This window comes from Comamonas sediminis (assembly GCF_041107495.1).
Classification (GTDB): domain Bacteria; phylum Pseudomonadota; class Gammaproteobacteria; order Burkholderiales; family Burkholderiaceae_C; genus Comamonas; species Comamonas sediminis.
The window spans coordinates 95,086-120,126 of the sequence record NZ_JBGBDC010000010.1; the positions used below are offsets into that span (position 1 = coordinate 95,086).

The 25,041-nt window shown below is 64.2% G+C and carries 19 protein-coding genes; 15 read left to right on the forward strand and 4 right to left on the reverse strand.

Going from position 1 to position 25,041, the window contains the following annotated elements:
• Nucleotides 1-74: 74 nt before the first annotated feature.
• From AB7A72_RS20825 to AB7A72_RS20840, 4 genes are all read left to right on the forward strand, one after another.
• Entirely contained in the window at nt 75-1,223 is a 1,149-nt protein-coding gene (locus tag AB7A72_RS20825; RefSeq protein WP_312413409.1) for a BMP family ABC transporter substrate-binding protein, read from the forward strand.
• A gap of 209 nt (nt 1,224-1,432) precedes the next feature.
• Nucleotides 1,433-2,581: a BMP family ABC transporter substrate-binding protein gene (locus tag AB7A72_RS20830; protein ID WP_239809069.1), complete on the forward strand. Its 1,149-nt coding sequence runs from the start codon at nt 1,433-1,435 to the stop codon at nt 2,579-2,581.
• A gap of 134 nt (nt 2,582-2,715) precedes the next feature.
• Nucleotides 2,716-3,705 (forward strand): aromatic ring-hydroxylating dioxygenase subunit alpha, encoded by a 990-nt coding sequence (locus AB7A72_RS20835; protein ID WP_312461487.1) that lies wholly within the window; start codon nt 2,716-2,718, stop codon nt 3,703-3,705.
• 1 nt (nt 3,706) lies between these two features.
• The gene (locus tag AB7A72_RS20840) at nt 3,707-4,756 is read left to right on the forward strand and encodes an adenosine deaminase (protein ID WP_369461041.1); all 1,050 of its coding nucleotides are present in this window, start codon (nt 3,707-3,709) and stop codon (nt 4,754-4,756) included.
• A 50-nt stretch (nt 4,757-4,806) separates the two neighbouring features.
• On the opposite strand, the gene AB7A72_RS20845 is transcribed toward AB7A72_RS20840, so the two are convergent.
• Nucleotides 4,807-5,271, reverse strand: coding sequence for an HIT family protein (locus AB7A72_RS20845; protein ID WP_133857827.1), 465 nt, complete (start codon nt 5,269-5,271; stop codon nt 4,807-4,809).
• 281 nt (nt 5,272-5,552) lie between these two features.
• Here AB7A72_RS20845 and guaD point away from each other — a divergent pair, with 281 nt between their 5' ends.
• From guaD to AB7A72_RS20865, 4 genes are all read left to right on the forward strand, one after another.
• Nucleotides 5,553-6,854 (forward strand): guanine deaminase, encoded by a 1,302-nt coding sequence (gene guaD, locus AB7A72_RS20850; protein ID WP_369461042.1) that lies wholly within the window; start codon nt 5,553-5,555, stop codon nt 6,852-6,854.
• A 103-nt stretch (nt 6,855-6,957) separates the two neighbouring features.
• Nucleotides 6,958-7,524: a dCTP deaminase gene (dcd, locus tag AB7A72_RS20855; protein ID WP_239809065.1), complete on the forward strand. Its 567-nt coding sequence runs from the start codon at nt 6,958-6,960 to the stop codon at nt 7,522-7,524.
• Between the two features lie 223 nt (nt 7,525-7,747).
• Nucleotides 7,748-8,623, forward strand: coding sequence for a KPN_02809 family neutral zinc metallopeptidase (gene ypfJ, locus AB7A72_RS20860; protein ID WP_239809064.1), 876 nt, complete (start codon nt 7,748-7,750; stop codon nt 8,621-8,623).
• A gap of 185 nt (nt 8,624-8,808) precedes the next feature.
• Nucleotides 8,809-10,260, forward strand: coding sequence for a DEAD/DEAH box helicase (locus tag AB7A72_RS20865; protein WP_312413423.1), 1,452 nt, complete (start codon nt 8,809-8,811; stop codon nt 10,258-10,260).
• 59 nt (nt 10,261-10,319) lie between these two features.
• Here AB7A72_RS20865 and AB7A72_RS20870 read toward each other — a convergent pair whose 3' ends face one another.
• The gene (locus AB7A72_RS20870) at nt 10,320-11,162 is read right to left on the reverse strand and encodes a symmetrical bis(5'-nucleosyl)-tetraphosphatase (protein ID WP_369461043.1); all 843 of its coding nucleotides are present in this window, start codon (nt 11,160-11,162) and stop codon (nt 10,320-10,322) included.
• A gap of 53 nt (nt 11,163-11,215) precedes the next feature.
• On the opposite strand from AB7A72_RS20870, the gene AB7A72_RS20875 reads away from it, so the two are divergent.
• The 5 genes from AB7A72_RS20875 (at nt 11,216) to AB7A72_RS20895 (ending at nt 20,608) form a co-directional block, all read left to right on the forward strand.
• Complete coding sequence (locus AB7A72_RS20875; protein ID WP_369461044.1) at nt 11,216-12,496, forward strand: hemolysin family protein; 1,281 nt, start codon at nt 11,216-11,218, stop codon at nt 12,494-12,496.
• Between the two features lie 121 nt (nt 12,497-12,617).
• Nucleotides 12,618-12,905, forward strand: coding sequence for an H-NS histone family protein (locus AB7A72_RS20880; RefSeq protein ID WP_239809061.1), 288 nt, complete (start codon nt 12,618-12,620; stop codon nt 12,903-12,905).
• Nucleotides 12,906-13,370: 465 nt separating this feature from the next.
• Nucleotides 13,371-16,295, forward strand: coding sequence for an aconitate hydratase (locus AB7A72_RS20885; RefSeq protein WP_369461045.1), 2,925 nt, complete (start codon nt 13,371-13,373; stop codon nt 16,293-16,295).
• A gap of 118 nt (nt 16,296-16,413) precedes the next feature.
• Nucleotides 16,414-19,311 (forward strand): putative bifunctional diguanylate cyclase/phosphodiesterase, encoded by a 2,898-nt coding sequence (locus tag AB7A72_RS20890; RefSeq protein WP_312835419.1) that lies wholly within the window; start codon nt 16,414-16,416, stop codon nt 19,309-19,311.
• A gap of 88 nt (nt 19,312-19,399) precedes the next feature.
• Nucleotides 19,400-20,608, forward strand: coding sequence for an FAD-dependent monooxygenase (locus tag AB7A72_RS20895; protein ID WP_369461046.1), 1,209 nt, complete (start codon nt 19,400-19,402; stop codon nt 20,606-20,608).
• Between the two features lie 11 nt (nt 20,609-20,619).
• Here the strand turns inward: AB7A72_RS20895 and AB7A72_RS20900 are convergent, their stop codons facing one another.
• On the reverse strand, nt 20,620-21,891 hold the full coding sequence (locus AB7A72_RS20900; protein WP_312413440.1) for an MFS transporter: 1,272 nt from the start codon (nt 21,889-21,891) through the stop codon (nt 20,620-20,622).
• 188 nt (nt 21,892-22,079) lie between these two features.
• Nucleotides 22,080-22,940, reverse strand: coding sequence for a tryptophan 2,3-dioxygenase (gene kynA / locus AB7A72_RS20905; RefSeq protein ID WP_239809056.1), 861 nt, complete (start codon nt 22,938-22,940; stop codon nt 22,080-22,082).
• A 107-nt stretch (nt 22,941-23,047) separates the two neighbouring features.
• On the opposite strand from kynA, the gene ada reads away from it, so the two are divergent.
• Together ada and AB7A72_RS20915 are read left to right on the forward strand one after the other, a co-directional pair.
• Nucleotides 23,048-24,217 (forward strand): bifunctional DNA-binding transcriptional regulator/O6-methylguanine-DNA methyltransferase Ada, encoded by a 1,170-nt coding sequence (gene ada / locus AB7A72_RS20910; RefSeq protein ID WP_369461047.1) that lies wholly within the window; start codon nt 23,048-23,050, stop codon nt 24,215-24,217.
• A complete protein-coding gene (locus AB7A72_RS20915) occupies nt 24,210-25,031 on the forward strand; it encodes a 2OG-Fe(II) oxygenase (RefSeq protein WP_369461048.1) in 822 nt (273 codons plus the stop codon). Before ada ends, AB7A72_RS20915 begins: the two co-directional genes overlap by 8 nt.
• Nucleotides 25,032-25,041 lie beyond the last annotated feature (10 nt).

Consider the following 25,041-nt stretch of genomic DNA (forward strand, 5'->3'; position numbering starts at 1 on the left):
ATGTCACCACGCGCCCATAACGATAACAACGGCCCGGCTTTCGTTCATTTTTCATAAAAACCAAGGATTCATCCATGCAAACCGTGCGCAAGCGCTCCGTGATCAAGCTGATCGGCCTGTCGGCCCTCTCTGTGGCAGCGCTGACTGCCTGTGGCAAGAAGGAAGAGCCAGCGGCCCCTGCGGCGCCCGCGCCGGCGGCCGCCGCTCCCGCCGGCGACAAGCTCAAGGTCAGCTTCATGTATGTGAGCCCGATTGGCGACGGCGGCTGGACCTTCCAGCACGAGTTGGCGCGCAAGGCGATTGCGCAGAAGTTCGGCGACAAGATCGAGACCTCGATGGTCGAGAGCGTGCCCGAGTCGGCCGATGCCGAGCGGGTGCTGCGCGACATGGCGGGCCAGGGCAACAAGCTTGTGTTTGCGACCAGCTTTGGCTACCAGGAGTTTGTGCAAAAGGCCGCCGCCGATCTGCCCGGTGTGAAGTTTGAGCATGCCACCGGCTACAAGCAGGCGGACAACGTCGCGGTCTATGACAGCAAGACCTTCGAAGGCGCCTATCTGGCCGGTATCGTGGCTGGCTCGATGACCAAGACCAAGACTGTCGGTGTGGTCGCCTCGGTGCCGATTCCGGAAGTGGTGCGCAACATCAACAGTTTTGTGCTGGGCGCGCAAAGCGTGGACCCCAGCATCCAGGCCAAGGTGGTCTGGGTGAATGAATGGTTCGCACCGCCCAAGGAGTCGGAAGCGGCCACCAGCCTGATCAACGGCGGCGTGGACGTGATGTACCAGAACACCAACTCGCCGGCCGTCCTCAAGACCGCCGAAGAGCGCGGCGTCTACGCTTTTGGCAAGGACGGCGACATGAGCGCCTTTGCACCCAAGGCCCACCTGGGCTCGGCCGTGATCGACTGGACGCCTTACTACAGCAAGGTGGTCGAGGACACCCTGGCTGGCAAATGGCAGTCCGGCAACTTCTGGTGGGGCGTGAAGGAAGGCGCGATGGACCTGGTCAAGATCGCCGACCAGGTGCCGCAGGAAGCCAAGGACAAGGTTGAGAAGGCCAAGCAAGGCCTGAAGGACGGCAGCTTCGCTGTCTGGACCGGCCCGATCGTCGACAACAAGGGCCAGGAAGTGCTGGCCAGTGGCGTGGTGGGCGATGATGCGTTCCTGCGCGGCATCAACTTCTATGTCAAGGGCATCGAAGGGGCCGTGCCTGGCGCCAAGTAAGCGGGGCTGCGGTGCCCGGTCACGCCAGCATGGGCTGGCGTGCTGCGCCGGGCCTGCTGGCCAACCCACAACAGTGCAGCGCGGCGGGTGGCTGCTGCTGGAACCTGGCCCGATTTATGCATATATTGGCCGGGCGATGTTCTACCCGCTGCAGGCCGGCCCGGTGGCCTGTACAGCTCGACATTCCAACAACATTCGAGGACACACAGATGACTGATTTCCGTAAGCGTTCGCTGATCAAGGTCGCCGCGCTCTCCGCGCTGGCCGCTGCCGCCGTGGTGGGTTGCAGCAAGAAGGAGGAGGCGCCCGCGCCGGCGCCTGCTGCTGCCCCAGCGGCCGCTGCGCCAGCTGCCGAGCCCTTGAAGATTTCCTTTGCCTACGTCGGCCCGGTGGGCGACGGCGGCTGGACCTATGCGCATGACCAGGCGCGCAAGGCGCTGGAGAAGGAGTTTGGCGACAAGATCCAGACCAGCTTTGTCGAAAGTGTGCCCGAAGGTGCGGACGCCGAGCGCGTGTTGCGCGACATGGCCAGCCAGGGCAACAAGCTGGTGTTCGGCACCACCTTTGGCTACATGGATGTGATCCAGAAGCTGGCCCCCGAGTTTGCCGATGTGAAATGGGAGCATGCCACTGGCTACAAGGTGGCCGGCAATGTCAGTACCTATGACAGCCGCACCTACGAAGGTGCCTATCTGGCGGGCATCATCGCCGGCTCGATGACCAAGAGCAACACCCTGGGCGTGGTGGGCTCGGTGCCGATCCCCGAGGTGATCCGCAACATCAACAGCTTCACCTTGGGTGCGCAAAGCGTCAACCCCAAGATCAGCACCAAGGTGGTCTGGGTCAATGAATGGTTCAGCCCTCCGAAGGAAACCGAAGCGGCCACCAGCCTGATCAATGGCGGTGCGGACATTCTGTTCCAGAACACCGACTCGCCGGCCGTGCTCAAGACTGCCGAAGAAAAGGGCAAGCGCGCCTTCGGCTGGGATTCGGACATGACGGCCTACGGCCCCAAGGCCCACCTGGGCTCGTCCATCATCAACTGGACGCCTTACTACATCGACACCACCCGCAGCGCCCTTGAAGGCAAGTGGACCAGCCGCCAGACCTGGTGGGGTGTGAAGGAAGGCACGATCGACCTGGTGTCCATCGCCGAAGACGTGCCCGCCGAAGCCAAGGCCAAGGTCGAAGAGGTCAAGAAGGGTCTGAAGGACGGTACGTTCAGCATCTGGAAGGGCCCCATCCTGGGCCAGGATGGCAAGGAAATCCTGGCTGCCGACAAGGTCGCCGATGACGAATTCCTCAAGGGCATCAGCTTCTACATCAAGGGTGTGGAAGGCCAGGTTCCTGGCAAGTGATGCGCGGGCACTGCGCCCGACGTTCGACGCACGATCTAAACGCGAGTGGCACAGGTGTTTTTTATGCCAGTGCTAACATCGTGACCCAAGGCTGCCCCAGGGCAGCCTTGTCATTTATACAAAGAGATTCCCCGATGATCGAAGCCCAACAATGGCACCCCGTTGCCCTGTCTGATGCGGTGGTGAGCGCACCGCTGCCTGTGCGCCTGCTGGACCAGGAGCTGGTGCTGTGGCGCGATGCGCAAGGCCAGGTGCAGGCCTTTGTTGACCGCTGCCCGCACCGTGGCGCCCGCCTGTCGCTGGGCCGCGTGCAGGATGGCCAGCTGGAGTGCCCCTACCATGGCTGGCAATTTACGAGCGGCGGCCAGTGCGTGAAGGTGCCGGCAGTGCCCGCCTTTGTGCCGCCCGCCAAGCACTGCGTCGCCTCCTATGGCGTGCAAGAGGCCCATGGCCTGGTGTGGGTGCAGCTGGCGCCCGATGCGGACGGCCAGCCCGCGACGCCGTTGCCGGTGTTCGAGGCCGAGGCCGATGACCGCCTGCGCAAGCTCAACTGCGGGCCCTACGATGTGGAGGCCAGCGCGCCCCGCATCATCGAGAACTTTCTGGACATGTCGCACTTCGGCTTTGTGCATGAGGGCTGGCTGGGCAGCCGCGATGCGACCGAGATGTCGCACTACGAGGTGGAAGCCACGGAGCGGGGCGTCAAGGCCACCGGCTGCAAGGCGATCCAGCCCCAGTCGAACCTGCATTCGACCAAGCCCGCCGAAGTGGACTACACCTACGAGGTGACCGCACCCTATACGGCGTTGCTGACCAAGGTGCCCGAGAGCGGATCGAGCAAGCAGGGCTGGCGCGAGGCGATTGGCCTGTTTGTCTGCCCGGTCACGCCGGAGCGCAGCCGCGTCTGGTTCCGCCTGGCGGTGGCTGATTTCGACAGCACCGATGCACAGCTGCAGCAGTTTCAGCATACGATCTTTACCCAGGACCAGCCTGTGCTGGAGTCCCAGATGCCCAAGCCGCTGCCACTCGATGCCAAGGCCGAGCTGAACTCACCGGCCGACCGCATGTCGGTGGCCTACCGCCGCTACCTCAAGGCCAGTGGCGTCACTTTTGGAGTGTGTTGAGATGTACACCGTCCCACAAATCGAGGCCGCGCGCCTGCCTGGCCTGCTGCGCGCCATGCCCAAGGCAGAACTGCACATGCACATCGAAGGCTCGCTCGAGCCTGAGCTGATTTTTGCGCTGGCCCAGCGCAACGGCGTGGCCTTGCCGTATGCCGATGTCGAAAGCCTGCGCGCAGCGTACGCCTTCACCAACCTGCAGAGCTTTCTCGACATCTACTACGCGGGCGCCAGTGTCTTGCTGACCGAGCAGGACTTCTACGACATGGCCATGGCCTATCTGGAGCGCGCGGTAGCCGACAACGTCGTACACACCGAGATCTTCTTTGACCCGCAGACGCACACCGCCCGTGGCGTGGCGATGGCCGATGTGATCCAGGGCCTGCACAGGGCCTGTGTGGATGCGGAAAAACGCTGGGGCATCAGCTCGCAGCTGATCCTGAACTTTCTGCGCCACCTGAGCGAAGAAGAAGCGCTGCAAACGCTGGAAGAAGCGCTGTCTTACCGCGCCCACTTCAGCGGCGTGGGTCTGGACAGCAGCGAGGTCGGCAACCCGCCCGAGAAGTTTGCCCGCGTGTTCACCCGCTGCAAGGACCTGGGCCTGCGCCGCGTGGCCCATGCCGGTGAGGAGGGGCCACCCGCCTACATCTGGGGTGCGCTGGACCTGCTGCATGCCGAGCGGGTGGACCATGGCGTGCAAGCGGTGCACGATGCCGCACTGATGCAGCGCCTGCGCGACGCACGCATTCCGCTGACCGTCTGCCCGCTGTCCAACCAGAAGCTGCAGGTCTTCCCCGACCTGGCCGACCACAACATGCCGCAGCTGCTGGCTGCCGGCCTGGTGGCTACGGTCAATTCAGACGACCCCGCCTATTTTGGCGGCTATATCAACGAGAACTTCGTGCAGCTGTTTGCCGCTACCGGCATGGGTTCGGACGAGGCCTACCAGCTGGCCGCCAACAGCTTTGAGGCCAGCTTTGTGCCAGCCACCCGCAAGCAGGCCTGGCTGGGCCAGCTGCAGATGGCCTTTGCCGAGGCCGCCCGCCAGCGCTAAATGCAGCAAGGGCGCCATGAGGCGCCCTTGTTCTTGGGTGGGTGGTGGCTTTAAGCTGCCACGGGCACCGATTCCGACAGCATCGCATTGCGCAGCTGCAGCGCATAGCCTTCCAGCACCGCGCCACCGGGCTCCTTGCGCGGCCAGCTGAAGCTCACGCCATCGTCGGCATGGCGGGGCACCACATGCAGGTGGAAGTGGGCAACGGTCTGGCCGCCTTCCACACCGTTGGCCTGCAGCAACGTGAGGCCTGCGGGCTCGAAAGCGATCTTGGCAGCCAGCGCCACCTTGCGCGCGGTCTGCATCACAGCGGCTGATTCCTCGTCGGTGATCTCGAAGATATTGGCCGCATGGCGCTTGGTGGCCACCAGCACATGGCCGGGGTTGACCTGGCCCAGGTCCATGAAGGCAATCGTCAAGGCGTCTTCATACACCTTGGCCGAGGGAATTTCTCCTTGCACGATTCGGCAGAAAATGCAGACACCGGCAGGGGACGGATCAACAAAATGCGGCATGGGACGGGCTTCCTCCTTGCAATGGTGCAGCGGGCGCTGTCTTGGCAGCGCCGCAGACTGTTTTAACCAAAAGGTAAAACAAACACTATAGACCGCAGGGATGACCTGCGCATGCGTCTGAGACTGGGGTTTTCCCTGGTTAACGATATGCCTGCTGTCAGCGCAATGCCCGTGTTGCACGCCGCCCGAAGCTGGCGCGGCCAACAGCCCTGTATCCGCGCATAGAAACTATTGCTGAGCTTATATAACGGCAAGCCTTGGCAGCCGCTAAGCTTGGCGCCATGCATATTTACCGATCCGCCCTGTTGCGCTTTGCCGATGATGGCCAGGCGCTGTATGAAGAAGATGGCCTGCTGGCCGTGGCGCCGGGCGCCGATGGCCGCGAGCGGGTGCTGGCCGCAGGCAGCTGGCAGGCGCTGTCTGCCCCGCTGCTGGCCCAGGCCGGTGCCGAGGCCGTGGTGGAGCACCTGCCGGGCCGCATCATCGCGCCAGGTTTTGTGGACATGCACATCCACTACCCGCAGACCGATGTGATCGGCTCGCCCGCCAGCGGCCTGCTGCCTTGGCTGAACGACTACACCTTTCCGCATGAGTCGCGCTTTGTCGATGCCGGTTATGCGGGCGAAGTCGCGCATTTCTTTGTCGATGAGCTGCTGCGCAACGGCGTGACCACCGCGCTGACTTTTGCCACCTCGCACCCGGCATCGGCCGATGCGCTGTTTGCCGAAGCGCAAAAGCGCCAGATGCGTCTGATCACCGGCAAGGTGCTGCAGGACCGCCATTCGCCCGACGGCGTGCGCGATGAGACCGCGCAAAGCCTGATCGACACCGAGGCGCTGATCCGCCGCTGGCATGGCGTGGACCGCCTGGGTTATGCGATCACGCCGCGCTTTGCACCCACGAGCACCGATGCCCAGCTGCGCGGTGCCGGCGAGCTGGCGGCGCGCTATGGCGATGTCTGGATCCAGTCCCATGTGGCGGAGAACCTGGACGAGATGGCCTGGGTGCGCGAGCTCTTCCCCGACAGCCGCAGCTACCTGCAGGTCTATGCGGACCGGGGCCTGATGCGCGAGCGCGCCGTTTATGCGCATTGCATCCACCTCGATGACCGCGACCGCGCGCTGATGCACGAGACCCGTACAGCCGCTGCGGTCAGCCCGACCAGCAACCTGTTTCTGGCCAGCGGCTTTTTTGACTATGCCAAGGCCGACGCGGCGCAGATGCTGTACGGGCTGGCCAGCGATGTCGGCGGCGGCACGAGCTTCAGCCCCTTCCGCACGATGCTGGCTGCCTATTTTGTCGGCCGCGAGGGGCGCGACAAGCAGGGCCTCTCGCTGGCGCCCAGCCATCTGTGGTGGCAGCACACGGCCGGTGCTGCCAAGGCGCTGGGCCTGCCGGGCGTGGTCGGCAACCTGCAGCCCGGCTGCGAGGCAGACTTTGTCGTGCTCAACCCGCAGGCCACGCCGTTGATTGCCCGCAAGACGGCGCAAGCCGGCAACCTGGAGGAGCTGCTGTTCAGCCTGATCGTGCTGGGCGACGACCGCCTGATCGAGCGCAGCCATATTGCGCAGAAAGCCGGCTGATCCTGGTGCCGCATTGGTGGAGAGACAGGCCCCAGGACGGCTGCACATGCCGCCCGCTGGGGCCATGCCTTTCGCTACAATGCCGCCTAGGAGTTATTCAGACATGAGCATTCAAAGCGACAAGTGGATTCGCCGCATGGCGGAACAGCACGGCATGATCGAGCCGTTCGAGCCCGGCCAGGTGCGCCAGGTCGATGGCAAGAAGATCATCAGCTATGGCACCTCCAGCTACGGCTACGACATCCGCTGCGCCCGAGAGTTCAAGGTCTTCACGAACATCCACAGCACCGTGGTCGACCCGAAGAACTTCGATGAAAAGAGCTTTGTCGATTTTGAAGGCGACCACTGCATCATCCCGCCCAACAGCTTTGCGCTGGCCCGGACCGTCGAGTACTTCCGCATTCCACGCGATGTGCTGACCGTCTGCCTGGGCAAGAGCACCTATGCGCGCTGCGGCATCATCGTCAATGTGACGCCCTTCGAGCCCGAGTGGGAAGGTTATGTGACCTTGGAGTTCTCCAACACCACGCCGCTGCCGGCCAAGATCTACGCGGGAGAGGGCTGCGCGCAGGTGTTGTTCCTGCGAGGGGACGAGCCTTGCGAGGTGAGCTACAAGGACCGCAATGGCAAGTACCAGGGCCAGCACGGCGTCACCCTTCCCAGGGCCTGATGACGCGTGCCCATGCCCAGAAGCCACTCCCCATCCGGAGTGGCTTTTTTACGCGGGCGCTGCAGTGCGGGCCAGGGCTTTGCAAATTTTCTTCAATGGCAGTGCCGGTCCGGGATTTTCTGCCAGATTGGGGGCCGGTCTTACGGACGGCACCCCGCCAAATGCGCTACTGTAGGCGGATCAATAACAGAGTCAGTGCCAGGGCACTGCGAGGAGAGCGACCATGAAATGGGAAGGCAACCGCGAATCGAGCAATGTGGAAGACCAGCGCGGCAGTGGCGGTGGGGGCGGAGGGTTTGGCCTGGGCGGGCGCAGCATTGGTATCGGCACCGTCGTGCTGGCGCTGATCGGCTGGGGCGTGTTCGGCATCAACCCGCTCACCACCATTGGCGTGCTCTCCGGGGGCGGCTCGCCCGCGCCGACGCAGCAAGGCCCGGCCAAGGCACCACCTGCCAATGACCAGGGTGCCAAGTTCGTCTCCACAGTGCTCGCCTCGACCGAAGATGTCTGGAGCGACATCTTCACCAAGGGGGGTGCCCAGTACCGTGCGCCCCGTTTGGTGTTGTTTACGGGTGTCACGCGCACCGCCTGCGGCACCGGCCAATCGGCGATGGGGCCGTTCTACTGCCCCGGCGACCAGAAGGTCTACCTGGACATGGATTTCTTCAACACCATGAGCCGCCAGCTGGGCGCGCCCGGTGAGTTTGCGCGCGCCTATGTGGTGGCTCATGAGGTCGGCCACCATGTGCAGAACCTGCTCGGCATCTCGGGCAAGGTCGATGCGATGCGCGGGCGCGTCAGCGAGCGTGAGCAGAACGCGCTGTCGGTGCGCCTGGAGCTGCAGGCCGACTGCTATGCCGGCATCTGGGCCAACCATTCGCAGCAGGCCAAGAGCTGGCTGGAGCAGGGCGATATCGAGTCGGCGGTGAATGCTGCCCAGCAAATCGGTGACGACAAGCTGCAGCGCGAGGCCACCGGCACCGTGCGCCCTGACAGCTTCACCCACGGCTCCAGCGCCCAGCGTGTGCGCTGGTTCACCCAGGGCTACAAGACCGGCAGCGTCCAGTCCTGCGATACCTTCCAGGCCGGTAGCCTCTGATGCGCCGGGCCCAGCCCGCAAAAACCGGGCTCGGCCCTTGCGCCGCGATACCCGGAAATGCCTTGCCTGGCGCCCGCACTTACGCTGGTCTGCCAGGCTTTGCACTGCGGCTGAGCGAATCCGTAAGCCATGACAGGGTTAAACCAAGCGCCGATTTGTCTGCAGTGCGACAATAGGGGGCTTACATGACAAATTCTTTCTCCAACCTTCATCTGGCCGAGCCCCTGGCCAAAGCCATCTCCGAGATGGGCTACGCATCCATGACGCCCATTCAGGCACAGGCCATCCCTGTGGTCCTGACCGGCAAAGACGTCATGGGTGCCGCGCAAACTGGCACGGGCAAGACAGCTGCTTTCTCCCTGCCGCTGCTGCAGCGGATGATGGTGCACGAAAACAGCTCGGCATCGCCCGCGCGCCACCCGGTGCGTGCGCTGGTGCTGCTGCCCACGCGTGAGCTGGCCGACCAGGTCGCCCAGCAGATTGCCCAGTTCGCCAAGCACACCAAGCTGCGCAGCACCGTGGTGTTTGGTGGCATGGACATGAAGCCCCAGACGCTGGAGCTGAAAAAGGGCGTCGAAATCCTGGTGGCAACGCCCGGGCGTCTTCTGGACCATATCGAGGCCAAGAACGCGGTGCTCAACCAGGTCGAATATGTGGTGCTGGACGAAGCCGACCGCATGCTCGATATCGGTTTTCTGCCCGATCTGCAGCGCATCCTGTCCTACCTGCCCAAGAAACGCACCACCTTGCTGTTCTCGGCCACGTTCTCGCCCGAGATCAAGCGCCTGGCCGGCAGCTACCTGCAAGACCCGATCACGATCGAGGTGGCGCGCCCCAACGAAACCGCCTCTACCGTCGAGCAGCGTTTCTACGCCGCCTCCGATGACGACAAGCGCCGCGTGCTGACCAAGGTGCTGCGCGATCGCCAGATCCGCCAGGCCTTTGTGTTCGTCAACAGCAAGCTGGGCTGCTCGCGCCTGGCCCGCACCTTGGAGCGTGAAGGCCTGCGGGCGGCTGCGCTGCACGGCGACAAGAGCCAGGACGAGCGCCTCAAGGCCCTGGAGGCCTTCAAGCAGGGTGAAGTGGATCTGCTGGTCTGTACCGATGTGGCCGCGCGGGGTCTGGACATCAAGGATGTGCCTGCCGTCTTCAACTTTGATGTGCCCTTCAATGCGGAAGACTATGTGCACCGGATTGGCCGTACCGGCCGTGCAGGCGCATCGGGTCTGGCCGTCACCTTGGTCTCCCACGCGGATGCCCGGCATGTGTCGGACATCGAAAAGCTGATCAAGAAGAAGATCGACGTGGAGAACTTCGCGCTGGGCGAGCAGCCTCAGCGCGAGCGTTTCAACGACGGCAACCGCGAGCGCCGTGAGCGCGAAGCAGGCCGGGAGCGCGACAGCTCCCGCAGCCGCGACCGCCGTGCGCCCCGTGAGGACGAAGGCCAGGACCGCCGCGAGCGCTACCGCCCGGCACCGGTCTCGCGCGACCCCTTCTTTGACAAGCCTTACGAGCCCAAGGCGGCCGAACCTGCGGCCTGGGATGCGAATGCCAAGCCAGCGCCGGCACGCGGCCCCGGCATCAAACCGCGCCGCAAGGTGGCTGCGCTGTTCAAGCCCTCGCCTGCATCTGAATAATCGCGATAACGTCGATGGACCAAGGCCTCAGCGGACCGCTGAGGCCTTTTTTATTGCGCTCAGCCTGGTTGCTGGGCCTGCTCGCAATCCACGTGGATCAGCTCGCGCTCAGCCAGGGTGTTGCCAAAGCGCACTGCGCTCAGGCAGCCCCCCCAGACGCAGCCGGTATCGAGCGCCAGCAGGTGGGGACGCTGCAGATCACCCAAGGTGGACCAGTGGCCAAAGGCGATGGTGGTGCCGGCGGTGGCGCGGCTGGGCAGGTCAAACCAGGCGGTCAGGCCCTCGGGTGCTTCTGCGAGGCTTTCGGTGCTGTCGAAGTCCAGGCTGCCGTCGGCGTGGCAAAAGCGCATGCGGGTGAGCACATTGGTAATCATCCGCAGGCGCTCCATGCCGCTCAGTTGCGGATCCCATTGCGCCGGGGTGTTGCCGTACATGGCTTGCAAAAAAAGGCTCAAGCCGTCGCTGCGCAGCACCGCTTCGACCTCGGCGGCATGGCGCAGGGTGGCGTCCAGGTCCCAATGCTGGTGAACGCCGGCATGCACCATCAGCAGCCGTTCGCCGCCCAGCGTATGCGTGCGGGCCAACGGCTGCTGGCGCACCCATTCCAACAACTGCGCAGCATCCGGCGCCTGCAGCACGTCCAGCAAGGTATCGCGCCGGGAGAACTTGCGCCGGCCGTCGGCAGCCGCCAGCAGGTGCAGGTCATGGTTGCCGAGAATGGCCTGGATGCTGCCGTCCGCCGCGATGCAGCGCCGCAGCGTCTGGGCCGATTCCGGGCCCCGGTTGACCAGGTCGCCCAGCAGATACACGGTATCGCGGCTGGGAGAGAAATCGATTGTGGTCAGCAGACGGCCCAAAGCGCTATCGCAGCCTTGGATATCGCCGATACAGTAAAGTGACATGCTTGTTGAACTACCTGTGAACTATTTTGTTAGACGTACTCTTGATCGCGCTTTTGACCTTGTTGAATGGGGTCTTCGCCATGTCCGAGCTGGCGCTCGCCAGCAGCCGCAAGTCCCGTTTGCTGGCCATGGCCGAAAGTGGCGACAAGGGCGCCAAGGCGGCGCTGGATCTGCTCAGCAATCCTACCCAATTTCTGTCCTCGATTCAGGTCGGCATCACGTCGATCGGCATGCTCAACGGTATTTTTGGTGAGGCGGCCTTCAGCGACGGGCTGGCACAGTCGTTGATCACCTGGGGCATGCCGGCCTCGGTGGCATCGGTGGTGGCCACGACCACGGTGATCATTGTCATCACCTTCATGACCATTGTTTTTGGCGAACTGGTGCCCAAGCGCATTGGCCAGATGTACCCTGAGGCATCGTCGCGCATCATCGCGCTGCCGCTCACCTGGGTGTCGAAAATTGCCAAACCCTTTGTGTGGCTGCTGGCCATCTCTGCGCAAGGCGTGCTCAAGCTGCTGCGCATCAAGGATGAGTCGGACCGTGCCGTGACCGAAGAAGAAATCGTCGCCAGTCTCGACGAGGGACGGGACGCCGGCGTGATCGAACGCCATGAGCACCAGATGGTGCAGAACGTGTTCCACCTCGATGACCGTCCGCTCATTTCGATGATGGTGCCCAGGGGCGATGTGGAATGGCTCGATGCCAATCTGACCGTGACCCAGGCCTTGCACGAGGTGCGCGCCTCCAGTGGCAAGGGCGCGCACTCGTGGTATCCGGTGTGCCGTGAGTCGCTGGACAACGTGGTCGGTCTGGTCAGCGTGGCACATCTGCTGGACGTCGCCGACCCCCAGAACACCTCGATCGCCAAGGTGGCAGTTGCAGCCAGCTATGTGCCGGAAACTCTGAGCGGCTTTGAGCTGCTGGAGCAATTCCGCGCGCGCGCCGGCCGCATGATTTTCGTGGTCGACGAATACGGTGTCGTGCAGGGCATCATCACGCCGCGCGACCTGCTCGAAGCGATTACCGGCGAGCTCAAGCCGGGCGCTGCCAGCGAGGCCTGGGCGGTGCAGAACGACGATGGTTCCTGGTACCTGGATGGGCTGATGCCGGTGTCGGAATTGAAGGCGCGTCTGGAAATCAAGGAGCTGCCCGATGAGGACAAGGGCCGCTATAACACCCTGGCCGGGATGCTGATGGCGGAATCGGGCCATCTGCCGCCACTGGGCGAAAAGATTTATTGCGCGGGCTGGGTATTTGAAGTGCTGGCTCTGGAGGGCAAGCGGGTCGACAAGGTAATCGCCCGGCCGGATCTCACGAGCATTGATTACTAGTCGTTACAAGTTTTTGGCACGAGGTTTACCATTCCTTTAAATAGAAAAATGGCGAGGCGCACTCGGTTATTGCGTTTTTAGGTATACTGCAAACGTTAACTGAATTGAATGGATATTAAACATGCCTACTTTGAAGGAAATCGATGCCCAACTGGCAGCCCTGCAACAACAGCGTGAAGAAGTTCGTCGCAACGAACTGAAGACCGCCGTCGACCAGGTGCGCAAGCTGGTGTCTGATTATGGCCTGACCGAACAGGATGTATTCCCTCCTGCCCGTGGCCGTTCGGCTTCTGCTGGCTCCAAAGTCGCTCCCAAGTACCGCGATCCTGCGACCGGTGCAACTTGGACGGGCCGCGGCAAGGCGCCCAAGTGGATTGAAGGCCAAGACCGTGATAAGTTCGCGATTTGAGCCGGGCGTCCTTCAAAGAAAACCTGCTTCGGCAGGTTTTTTTCGTTGCGGGGTCGACTAGTCAGGCAGGTTTATAGAAATTCCTACATATCTTCTTAATTTCTCCTATTTTTGTGGAGAAGGATTGTGACGGACTATCTGTTAAGCTGCCGGTAAGTCTAGTGCGCTGCTAAATGTAATCAGTTGCCAATAGTGCCTTGCTATAATTGTAATTGTTAATCTATAGGCTTATAAATTTTCCGAACGATTTTGTAGATTCCGTGTGCAGCCTTGGCAGCGAATTGGCAGCTGCAGGTTCCCATGCATCGGTCCGCATGCGGCGCGGAGATTAATGGGAAACGGCCGTGCAACCCGGATCGCACACACGATCGCAGGGCTTAGCGATTGGATGACATATGTAGGACCTGACCCAGGAGTAGACTGTTCGCAGCGTTCAGTCTAATACCCCGCCAATCAGGAGCCACGATGAAATCAGGTGTTCATGAGCCAGCGCAGCATGCGTTCGCCTCGACCTTCAAATCCTTCTCGATCGCCTCGTCCAAGAAGTCCGGCAAGCCCAGCAAGGCCAAGTTCTATTCGCTGCCGGAGCTGAGCAAACAGTTCCCCAATGTCCAGCGCCTGCCGATGTCCCTGCGCATCGTGCTGGAGTCGGTTCTGCGCAATTGCGATGGCCAGCGCGTCCTGCCCGAGCATGTCGAGCAACTGGCCAACTGGAAACCCCAGTCTGAGCGCACCGAAGAGATTCCCTTTGTCGTCGCGCGCGTGGTGCTGCAGGATTTCACGGGTGTGCCGCTGCTGGCCGACCTGGCAGCGATGCGCAGCACGGCCGAGCGCATGGGCAAGAATGCCAGCGCCATCGAGCCGCTGGTGCCCGTCGACCTGGTGGTGGACCACTCGATCATGGTCGACTATTACGGCAGCAAGAATGCGCTGGACCTGAACATGAAGCTGGAGTTCGAGCGCAACAACGAGCGCTACCAGTTCATGAAATGGGGCATGCAGGCTTTTGACACCTTTGGCGTGGTGCCACCCGGCTTTGGCATCGTCCACCAGGTCAACCTGGAATACCTGGCGCGGGGCGTCCACAAGGACCAGCGCGATGTTTACTACCCCGATTCACTGGTCGGCACCGACAGCCACACGACGATGATCAATGGCGTCGGCGTGGTCGCCTGGGGTGTTGGCGGTATCGAGGCCGAAGCGGCGATGCTGGGCCAGCCGGTGTACTTCCTGACGCCCGATGTCGTCGGTTTCGAGCTTTCGGGGACGCTGCGTGAAGGCGTGACCGCGACCGACCTGGTCCTCACGGTCACCGAGATGCTGCGCCGCGAGAAGGTGGTGGGCAAGTTTGTCGAGTTCTTTGGCGAAGGCACCCGCAGCCTCTCGGTTCCGGACCGCGCAACGATCGGCAATATGGCCCCGGAGTATGGCGCGACGATGGGTTTTTTCCCCGTCGACGACAAGACCATCGACTACTTCCAGGGAACGGGCCGCAGCAAGGCAGAGATTGCCGCGTTCGAGGCTTACTTCAAGGCCCAGGGCCTGTTTGGCGTCCCCCGGGCCGGCGACATCGACTATTCCCAGGTCGTGCGGCTGGACCTGGGCAGCGTCGCGCCCAGCCTGGCAGGGCCCAAGCGCCCCCAGGACCGTATCGAGATTGGCCATGTGGCCAGCACCTTCGATGCGCTGTTCAGCGCGCCGGTCACCCAGAACGGTTTCAACCTGCCGGCCCAGCAGCTCGACAGACCGGTGAAGGTGCATATCAACGGCACCGGCGAGACCGCCGCGCCCGCGACACAGCCCTTGCCCGCAGGCTCGCCACGGCATGCACTGGAGATGGTGGAGAACAAGCCGGCAGTCGTCGACGAAGAGGCGCGCGTGCAGACCGCCGATGCCCATGCCGAGCGCATCGAGGGCCGCGATGTCGATCTGCACAATGGGGATGTGCTGATCGCCGCCATCACCAGCTGTACCAATACGTCCAACCCCAGCGTGATGCTGGCCGCAGGCCTGCTGGCCAAGAAAGCGGTCAAGGCAGGCCTGCGCGTGCAGTCGCATATCAAGACCTCGCTGGCCCCGGGATCGCGCCTGGTCACGCTGTATCTGACGGAATCTGGCCTGCTGCCGTACCTGGAGAAATTGGGCTTCAGCATTGCCGGTTATGGCTGCACCACCTGCATCGGCAATGCCGGAGACCTGCTGCCGGAATTCAACAGCGCCATCCAGCGCGAGGACCTGGTCTGCGCGGCCGTGCTGTCCGGTAACCGCAATTTCGAGGCGCGCATCCATCCCAATATCCGCGCCAACTTCCTGGCCAGCCCGCCGCTGGTCGTTGCCTATGCCATTGCCGGCAATGTACGCAAGGATCTGATGACCGAGCCCGTCGGCCAGGGCAAGAACGGCCGCGATGTCTATCTGGGCGATATCTGGCCGTCGACAGACGAGGTGCAGGCCCTGATGAAGTTCGCGATGAACGGCAAGGCGTTCCGAGCCAACTACGAGAAGGTCAGCAGCGAGCCGGGCAAGCTCTGGGAGAAGATCCAGGGGGTAACCGGTGCGACCTATACCTGGCCGGAAAGTACGTATATCGCCGAGCCACCGTTCTTCAAGGATTTCTCCCTCGCCGCCCCTGAGCCGGATGCGGAGCTGCGGGACAACGCGGTCCGCAAGGCGAGAGTGATGGCTTTATTTGGCGATTCGATCACCACGGACCATATCTCGCCGGCCGGGTCGATCAAGGAAACCTCGCCAGCGGGCCAGTGGCTGCTGGCCCATGGCGTCAAGAAGAGCGACTTCAACAGCTATGGCTCGCGCCGTGGCAACCATGAGGTGATGATGCGGGGCACGTTTGCGAACGTCCGCATCAAGAACCTGATGCTGGCCGCAAAGCCGGATGGCTCCCGGGAAGAGGGCGGCCTGACGCTGTACCAGAACCCGGGCGAGGAGCAGGGCACCCAGCTGTCGATTTACGATGCCGCCATGCGTTACATGGCAGCGGGTACACCGACCGTGGTGTTCGCCGGCGAAGAATATGGCACCGGCTCCAGCCGCGATTGGGCGGCTAAAGGCACCCAGTTGCTGGGCATCAAGGCCGTCGTGGCCCGCAGTTTTGAGCGTATCCACCGCGCCAACCTGGTGGGCATGGGGGTGCTGCCGCTGCAGTTCAAGCAGGGCGAAAGCTGGGAGACATTGAAGCTGCGCGGCGATGAGTTGATCGACATCGTGCCGCATCCGTCGCTGGCACCGCGCAGCAAGGCCAAGCTGGTGATCCAGCGTGCCGATGGAAGCGTTACCGAGGCGGAACTGGTGTTGCGTATTGACACGCCTATCGAGGTCGCTTACTACAGGGATGGCGGTATACTGCCCTTCGTTTTGCGCCAGCTTCTGTAAGAGTTGACCTACATGCGACCGAAACGGGCCTTGTTGATACGAGGCCCGTTTGCATTTGTTGACCGTTACTGGTCAAATAGATGGACGTTGGTTTACTTTTAATTACATTTAGCCCCATATGGCCCTCCCTTACACACCGTTGTCGCTTGGCCGGCGCATCCATGAGATCCACACCCGGATCGTCTGGTGCCTGCTGGCAGGTGGCGTGGTGTTGGCCGGATTGGTGGCCACGGATGCGCAGGGGGTGGGCTTTGTCCAGGCGCTGCAGACCTGGGTGCAGGTGCTGCTGCTGCTGGCAGCACTTGCCACATTGGGCTGGGGCGGGCGCTTGCTGCTGCAGGGCTCGGCCGCCAGTGCCTTCCTGGGCTGCCCGCTGTGGGTATGCAGTGCCGTGGTGCTGGGCGGCTTTGCGGTGGTGCTGGCGCTGCCGCTGCGCTGGTCTGAGCCTGGCAGCCTCCCAGCCCTGTGGCTGGAGCTGGCAGTCAATATTCTTCTATCAATAAGCCTATTGATAGTCTCCATAGAACTGTCTTCATCTTCGCGGCGCCACCGTCCTGGCACGGCGCCAGGCGCCAGCCCTTGGCTGCGACTGCAAAGCCATCGCGCCGTGCTGACGGCGCTGGCGGCACTGGCGCTTGGAGCGGCCGTGGTGGCGCAGGGGCTGGTCGACCTCGAAGGCGTGCGCCGCTTCCTCGTTCCGCTGGCCATGCTGGTCTGCTGTGCCTGGGTTGCGATGCAGAGCCGCCATTTTGCGGGGCAGTCCGGCCGCTGGACGGTGCTGAGAATATCCGCAGCGCTGGCTGTGGGCGCGATGGCCATGCTGCTGGGCGCCGGCACCCGCTGGGCGCTGCTGGTGGAGCAGGCGGCCTGGAGCTATGCGCTGTCCGTGCTGGCGCTGGTGCTGATCATGGCGTCGTTGCGCCATAGCCTGGTCGACTGGGCCTCCAGCCATCCCGCACGCCTGCAGGGCGAAGAATGGCTGGAGCAGGCCCCCATTGGGGTGGTGCGGGTCGATGGCACAGGCGCCATCGTGCATGCCAACCGCACCCAGCTGGACTGGCTGGGCGTGCCCAGCCTGGTGGACCAGCCCTGGACCGAGGCACTGGCACCCAGCCTGCGCGGCCAGGCGCCTGACTGGCTTGCGCGCCTGCGCGCAGGCCAATCGCTCGCATTCGAGCAAAGCATTGAGACGCCGCAGGGTCTGCGCCACTTCCAGACCGATATTCTGGTCGCCCCGCAAGGCCGCGATGCCCATGCCTTCATGCTGCTGTCGCACGATGTGTCGATGCAGAAGCTGATGGTGGGCCGCGTGCAGGAGCAGCAGTCGCAGCTGGTGTCACTGGTCAGTGCCATCCCCGACCTGGTCGTGCTCAAGGGGGCGGATGGGCGCTTTCTGCACTGCAACCAGGCTTTCGAGCGCCTGGTGGGGCTGACCCATGCGCAAATCATTGGCCGCACCACGTCCGATCTGGGGCTGCAGGCGCGCATGCCATCGGACTGGGAGACGGACCTGCGCGCGCGCAATGCGAACACCCCGGTGGTCTATGAGGAAACCCTGCAGTTTGCCGACAATGGCTACCAGGGCCGTTTCGAAATCACCAAATCCGCCATCCGGGCAGCCAATGGCGAGGTCACCGGCCTGCTGTGCATTTCGCGCGATCTGGCCGAACGCAGCCGCGCCCGCAAGGAAATCGAGCGCCTCGAGTTCTTCGACGTGCTCACGGGTCTGCCCAACCGCCGTATGCTGATGGACCGGCTGGAATGGTCCATCATTGCCTGCCAGCAGCGCGGCACCTATGCAGCGCTGCTGTTCATCGATCTGGACAATTTCAAGGACCTCAACGATTCGCTGGGCCACCAAAAGGGTGACCGGCTGCTGTGCGAGGTGGGCAAGCGCCTGATTGCCAGCGTGCGCAGCGGCGATGTGGTCGCGCGCTTTGGTGGCGACGAGTTCGTGGTGCTGGTCGAGAACCTGGGCGCCGAGCGCGCGCAGGCCGAGGCCCATGTGCGCGCTGTGGTCGAACATGTGATCACCCGCTTCAAACAGCCGTTTGCGCTGGATGGCCAGTCCCACCACAGCACGCCCAGCATTGGCGTGACCGTGTTTGGCGACCATGAATCGCTGACGGTGCAGGAATTGCTCAAGCGCGCCGACCTCGCCATGTACGAGGCCAAGTCGGCCGGCCGCAACACCCAGCGTTTCTTTGACCCGCAGATGCAGGCCATTGTCAATGCGCGTGCCAATCTGGAAAATGACCTGCGCCAGGCCATCCATGACGGCGAACTGCAGGTGTACTACCAACCAGTGATGAACGGCAGCGGCAGCCTGGTGGGCGCCGAAGCCCTCGTGCGCTGGCGCCACCCGGCGCGTGGTCTGGTCATGCCGATCGAGTTCATCGACCTGGCCGAGCAGACCGGCCTGATCGTCGAGCTCGGCAACTTCGTGATGCGCACCGCCTGCCAGCAGCTGGCGCTGTGGGCCGCGAGTGCCTCCACGCAGGGGCTGACGATGTCGGTCAATGTGAGTCCCCGGCAGTTCCACAACCAGGGTTTTGTCGACGAGGTGCTGGGCATCGTGGCGCAGACGGGGGCCAACGCCCGGCGGCTGAAGCTGGAGCTGACCGAGAACCTGCTGCTCGGCGACGTCAATGAAACGGTGAACCGCATGCGCCAGCTCAAGGAGCACGGCGTGGGCTTCTCGCTCGATGACTTTGGCGTGGGTTACTCATCTTTGGCCTACCTCAAGCGCCTGCCGCTGGACCAGCTGAAGATCGACCGCAGCTTTGTCAGCGATGTGCTGAGCGACGTCAGCGATGCGGTGATCGTGCGTACCATTCTGGCGCTGGCCCAGAGCCTGGAGCTCGAAGTGGTGGCCGAAGGCGTCGAGAACTCCGAGCAGGTGGATTTCCTCGTCAGCAATGGCTGCAAGCGCTTCCAGGGCTTTCACTTTGGCCGCCCGGTGCCGATTGGTGAGTTCGAGCGCCTGCACAGCTTCCCCAGCTGCCGTCCGGCTTGAGCCACACCACCGCCGGGTGCTGCAGCCACGCAGTGGGCTGTTGCGCTAGCGCACAAGCTGGCCCCTGCAATCTGGGCACAATGGCGGTATGCATGAACAGATTTTGATCGCCGGCGGCGGCATTGGCGGCATGGCCGCTGCGCTGGCCGCTGTCCGCGCGGGCACCGAGGTGCGGATGTTTGAGCGCGCTGCGCAGTTCAGCGAAGTGGGTGCCGGCGTGCAGCTGGGTCCCAATGTGGTGCGGCGCCTGCAGGCCTGGGGCCTGCAACGGCCCCTGCAAGCGGTGGCGGCGTTTCCGCAGGCCTTGGTCTCGCGCAATGCGATCAGTGGGCAGGAGCTGGCCCGGCTGGATCTGGGCGCGCAGGCAGTGGCGCGCTATGGCGCAGCCTATGCCACCGTTCACCGGGCTGATCTGCACCAGCTGCTGCTCGATGCGGTGCAGCCCCATGCAGATCTGCACCTCAACCTGGACCATGCAGTGGACTACCATGAGGACAATGGCCGGGTCGTCACCATCACCACCAAGCAGGGCAAGCAGATCGAAGGCGATGCGCTGGTGGGTGCCGACGGCATCTGGAGCCGCACGCGGCTGCGCCTGCTCCATGATGCGCCACCGCGCGTGACCGGCCACCTGGCCTACCGGGCACTGGTGCGCCAGGCAGACCTGCCGGCGGCCTTGCGCACCGAGGTAGTCACCGCCTGGATGGGGCCGCGCTTCCATGCGGTGCAGTACCCCGTGCGCGGTGGCGAGCTGCAGAACCTGGTCTTCATTGTCGAAGGCCCGGCACCCGATGACCTGGAGCACTGGGACCATGCCGCCAATGGCGCCGATCTGCAGCGCGGTCTGGCCGGTGCCCACCGCCAGCTGCTCAATCTGGTGGAGGCCGTGCATGCCGCAGGCGCTGCCTGGCGGCTATGGCCGCTGGCTGACCGGGCACCGGTCACCGGCCCCCATGAGATGGCGCAGGGCCTGGTCGCATTGCTGGGCGACGCCGCCCACCCGATGCGGCCCTACCTGGCCCAGGGTGCCGGCATGGCGATTGAAGATGCCGCCGAGCTGCAGCGCGCGTTGACCATGCACGACCTGGAGATGCCGCTGCGCCTGCGCCGCTATGCGCTCAACCGCTGGCAGCGCAATGCCCGGGTGCAGGCGCGTGCGATCCGCAATGGCGAGATTTTCCACGCGCGGGGCCTTGTCGCATTGGGGCGCGATACAGCACTGCGCGCGCTGGGTGCCAAGCTGATGGATGTGCCCTGGCTGTACCGGGGCGATGGGTCCTCGGCCTCGGTGCTGTAGCCATTGGCTGGTTAAGGGCTGGCGGGGCTCTTTGGGGCCAGCAGCGGCGACTGGGGCAGAAAACGGAAGGCCAGGCAGCCGATCAGCAGCATGCCCGCGACAAACAGCATCACATACTGGTAGATCTCGCCGCCATGCCGCTGCGCATAAGACGCGACGATGCCCGAGAGCCACTGCATCAGCGCGACGCCCAGGAACATCGCCATCGTGTAGACCGACAGCGCGCGGCCGGTGGTTTCCCGGGGATAGGAGGAGCGCACATCGGCATACTGCAGCACCGAGTAGCCCGAGGCCAGCCCCATGAACATGATCAGCGCGACGGTGGCTGCGGGATGGTGGACAAAGGCCAGCGCGCAGAAAGTACTGGCCATCACTGCGGCACCGGCGATGATGCGGCGCCGGCGGCGGGCCGGGCCCGGATCGAGCCGGCCAAAGACCGACGGCGTGAACAGCGAGATCATCGAGACGACCAGGGCCACATTGCCGGTCGCCACCAGCGAGAAACCATAGCGGTCGATCAGCATCGGGCTGAGCCAGAGGCCCCGCACCGTCAGAAATGAGGCGTAGCCGACCATGCCCATGATGGCGATGGCCCAGGTGTGCGGCACCAGCAGCAGGCCGCCAAACCCCTTGACGGCCGTGAGCCAGCTGGGCTTGGGCAGGTCATCGCTGGGCAGGTGCGGCTCATGCACGCGCACAAAGATGGCGATCCAGGACAGCGCGCAGAGCACCGCCAGCAGGCCAAAGCCCCAGCGCCAGCCATAGTGCTGCACCAGCCAGGCCAGCGGCGTGCCGGTAAAGAGCAGGCCCAGACCGCCGACGCCCATGCCGACGCCGGACATGAAGGCAAAGCGGTCGCTGGGGAAATGGCGCGCGATGAACATGGTGCAGGCCAGAAAGGCTGGCGAACAGCCGATGCCGATCAGCAACTGGCCCAGCATCAGGCCGTGGTAACTGGGGGCCAGCGCCGAGATCAGCGAGCCGGCAATCGCCAGCGGAAAGGCCGTCAGCACGGTCTTGCGCAGGCCATACAGGTCCATGCCCACGCCCATGAACAGCTGCGTCACCCCGAAGGACAAACCAAACAGCCCGGCAAACGCGCCCAGCGACTCGGCAGACAGCCCGAAATCGGTGCGCAGCCCGTCGGCAATGATGGAGGTGACGGTGCGGAAGGCCTGGCTCAGCGAGAAGGCCGACAGCAAGGTCAGCAGCATGGCCCAGAGCAACGTGGACGAGGACGCCGCAGGGCGCCCGGTGGGGGAGGGTGTAGGTGGGACCGGCATGGCTGAGAGTGCGGGCAACAAGCCGGGGCCAGAGGGGGCCGGCCCATGGTGTATGCGCGATCGGCCTGCAGGGGCGGGCGCGGCTTGTTACATGCGCTTGCCACTATAGAGGACTCTGGCCCCCTCTGCACGGCGCGCTGTCACTTGGAGCAACCCCTTGGCAGGTTGCTGTGGCTTAGAACAGGTGCTTAGAGGTTGGTGCGCAGGGTCCAGATCTCGGGGAAGAGCACCACATCGAGCATTTTCTTGAGGTAGCTGACGCCACCGGTGCCGCCGGTGCCGCGCTTGAAGCCGATCACGCGCTCGACCGTGGTCAGGTGGCGGAAGCGCCAGAGGCGGAAGGCATCCTCGATGTCGGCCAGCTTCTCGCCGAGCTGGTACAGGTCCCAGTACTGGTGCGGATCGCGGTAGACGGTGATCCAGGCCTGTTTGACGCCTTCGCTCTCCACATAGGGCTGGGTCCAGTCGCGCTGCAGCGCCTCGGCCGGCACGGCAATGCCTTCGCGCGCCAGCAGCTGCAACGCAATGTCATACAGCGACGGCGATTCGTAAGCCGCCTGCACCTGGGCCAGCAGGTCGGCCCGGTGCGCATGGGGCTTGAGCATGGCGGCATTCTTGTTGCCCAGCGAGAACTCGATGCAGCGGTACTGCGCGCTCTGAAAGCCGCTGGAGTTGGCCAGGTAGGGCCGCATCGCCGAGTACTCGGGCGGCGTCATCGTCGACAGCACGGTCCAGGCATTGACCAGCTGCTCCATGATGCGCGAGACGCGCGCGAGCATCTTGAAGGCCTCGGGCTTGGTGTTGGCCTCGGGGTTGGCAATCGCCTGCATGGCCGCGCGCAGCTCATGCAGCATCAGCTTCATCCACAGCTCGCTGGTCTGGTGCTGCACGATGAACAGCATCTCGTCGTGCGCGGGCGACAGCGGGTGCTGGGCGTTCAGGATCTCGTCCAGGTGCAGGTAGTCGCCATAGCTCATGTCTTTGCTGAAGTCGAGCTGGGCGCGCTCTTCATGCACAATGGATTCGGGCTTGCTGTTGGTGTCTCGCATGGTATGTGGGGCAGTGGAAGCGGCTTCAATTGCAGCGCAAGAATGGCACTGCGCCACGGGGCCGCAAGGCCTAAAGTGGCTGCATCGATTGTACTGAGGTGATCCGCATGAAACAGTCTGCCCCATCCACACCACGCTCCACGTCGGCTGCCAGCACGTCCAACGCCGCTGCGCTGGCCGCCACCCGCGCACAGCAAACCCTGGCCGATCCGCGCTGGGCCGATGTGCAAGGCCGCCACGCCGCTGCCGACGGCCGCTTTGTCTATGCGGTGCGCAGCACCGGCATTTTTTGCCGGCCGTCCTGCAGCTCGCGCCTGGCCAAGCCCGAGAACGTCCGCTTTTTCGACACCGCAGCGCAGGCCCAGGCCGCTGGCTACCGCGCTTGCAAGCGCTGCCAGCCCGATAACCCCGCCAAGCCCAGCCATGCCGCGCTGGTGGCCCAGCTGTGCGGCTGGATCGCCACCGCCGAAGAAGAGCCCAGCCTGGCTGAACTGGCCGAGCGCGCCGGCATGAGCCCCTTCCATCTGCAGCGTGTCTTCAAGGCGGCGGTCGGCGTATCGCCCAAGGCCTATGCCAAGGCCCAGCGCCGCCAGCGCCTGCAAAACGCGCTGGGCGATGCGCAGGAGGCGCCCCGCGTCATCGATGCGATCTTTGATGCCGGCTTTGCCAGCACCGCGCAACTGTACCGCGACAGCCAGGCGGTGCTGGGCATGACCCCGCGCCAATACCGCACCGGCGGCGTGGCGCAGCAGATTCGTTTTGGCGTCGCCGAATGCAGCCTGGGCCCGATTCTGGTGGCTGCCACTGCGCAGGGCATTTGCGCCATCTTGCTGGGCGACGATGCCGATGCGCTGGTGCAGGACCTGCAGCAGCGTTTTCCCAAGGCCCAGCTGGCTGGTGGCGATGCCGACTTTGAGCGCTGGATGGCGCAGGTCATCGGCTTTGTCGACGAGCCCACGCGCGGCCTGGCACTGCCGCTGGATGTGCGCGGCACTGCCTTCCAGCAGCAGGTCTGGCAGGCGCTGCGGCTGATTCCGGTGGGCAGCACCGTCAGCTACAGCGAGCTGGCGCGCAAGCTGGGCATGCCCCAGGCCAGCCGCGCCGTTGCTGGCGCCTGCGCGGCCAATGCGCTGGCCGTTGCCATCCCCTGCCACCGGGTGGTGCGCAACGATGGCGGCATCTCCGGCTACCGCTGGGGCGTGGAGCGCAAGCGCGCGCTGCTGCAGCACGAGGCCGAGCTGGCGCCCCAGGCCCCCCGGGTGGCCCGCCATGGTTAAGCGCCTGGCCAGCGCCGCGCAGGCCGCGTTGCCGCTGGATGATGCAGCCCCTGCGCCGCTGTTGCAGGCCGGCTCGGCACCAGCCGGTGCCGGTGGCGCAGATGTGCAGGCCGAGGCAGCCCTGCAGCGCTATGACTGGACTGCGGTGGGCCGCCAGCTGGACCGCCAAGGCTGGGGCCTGCTGCCCGGTTTGCTGGATGCGGCGCAGTGCCAGCAGATGGCCGCGATGTACGACGAGGCGGCGCATTTTCGCAGCCGCATCCAGATGCAGCGCCATGCCTTTGGCAGAGGTGAGTACCAGTACTTTGCCTACCCGCTGCCAGCGCTGCTGCAGGCCTTGCGCACGGCGCTCTACGCGCGGCTGCAGCCCGTGGCGGAGCACTGGCGCCAGCAGCTCGCATCGGCCACGACGCCCTGGCCAGCGCAGCATGCGGCCTTGCTCGCCCAGTGCCATGCAGCAGGCCAATGTCGGCCCACACCGCTGCTGCTGCGTTATGGCGCCGAGGATTACAACTGCCTGCACCAGGACCTGTATGGCGCGCTGGTGTTTCCGCTGCAGGTGATCGTGCTGCTGTCGCAGCCGGGCGAGGATTTTGACGGTGGCGAGCTGGTGCTGACCGAGCAACGCCCGCGCATGCAGTCGCGCGCGCAGGTGCTGCCGCTGCAGCTTGGCGATGCGGCCATCATCGCGGTGCGCGAGCGGCCGGTGCAGGGCACGCGCGGCAGCTACCGGGTGCAGCACCGGCACGGGGTGTCCACAGTGCTGCGCGGGCAGCGCCACACGCTGGGCATCGTGTTCCACGACGCGGAATAGCCGTAGCGCA